This is a genomic window from Asaia sp. SF2.1, assembly GCF_000505765.1.
Lineage (GTDB): Bacteria > Pseudomonadota > Alphaproteobacteria > Acetobacterales > Acetobacteraceae > Asaia > Asaia bogorensis.
In genome coordinates, this window is the sequence record NZ_AYXS01000034.1 from 32,615 (window position 1) to 33,634 (window position 1,020).

Genomic DNA, 1,020 nt, shown 5'->3' on the forward strand with positions numbered 1-1,020 from the left:
CCTTCGACCGGCCTGGCTCAGGGACGGTTGATATTCCGGGCCGGGGCTTTGATGCCCTCGGATCTGTTTGCCTCACCTTCGCTCAGGGAGGCGGTCAGCTACGTAACGATAACGCTGGTTTCGGGTCGCTATGAACGCTTGCCTGTCCCTTTGGGTGATGTCTGGGCTGAAAGTTTCTATCTACCGCCTGATGTGACCCTGGATGTGCGGGGGCGTGTCGCGACGATTGCACGTATCGCCGGCCGCGCCGCGCCGGGGGTGGTATCGCTGCGATGGTCCAGAAATGACGGCTCGGATATTTCTGCCCGATATGTCGTTCAGGATCGGGATTCGGCGCAGGATATCGTGCAGGCGCTCGCCGCAGAAATGACTGGATGTGACGTCGAGGCAGGCACACTGCGTGTCTCTTCGGGGGCTCTTGAAGGTGGGGTGAGCGGGTATGCCCGTTCCAGGCGTTTGACGCGGCGGCAGAGCCAGCTTTTCCGGGTGTCGATCTGGACGGATAGCGAGTGCACATGTGAGGCACTGGGCAGGCTTCTTACAGAACGCCTTCTACCTGATGACTGGTTGGCTTTGCCTGATGGGACAGCTGCCCAGCTCGTTTTCGAGGGTGAAGAAGACCGGGATGCGATGCAGACCCAGAACCTGTTCCGTCGGGATGTGCTGCTCCGAGCGATCTGGGATGATCATGCGTCTGTCTGGTCACCCCGAATGCTCGCGGGCGGGGGATGGATGCAGGCAGGGGGGACGCAATTCCCCTTCGATGTGCCGCCCGATCTTTCGCGCGGTGAAACGCCTGTGGGCAGCCTGGATGCGCTGGCAGCTTTGGAAGACATGCCGATTGCCTATCGCGGCTGGCGGTTGAGGCCGGATGGGACAGTGATCAAGACGTCGTCCTTTGATGGATGTGGCTGACCCGAGGATTATTTTTCCCGGACTTTCGGCTTTGCAGTGTCTGCCTTGCGGCCAGGACTGCGTCGGATCGCTTGCCTCCCGCAAGACGGTATTCAAAAAAACAGG

At 60.3% G+C, this 1,020-nt stretch carries 1 protein-coding gene; it reads left to right on the forward strand.

Annotated features, from left to right (window positions below; all coding sequences use genetic code 11):
- A partial coding sequence (locus P792_RS31380; RefSeq protein ID WP_161630850.1) for a hypothetical protein occupies positions 1-915 on the forward strand: 915 nt, incomplete at its 5' end.
- Positions 916-1,020: the final 105 nt, after the last annotated feature.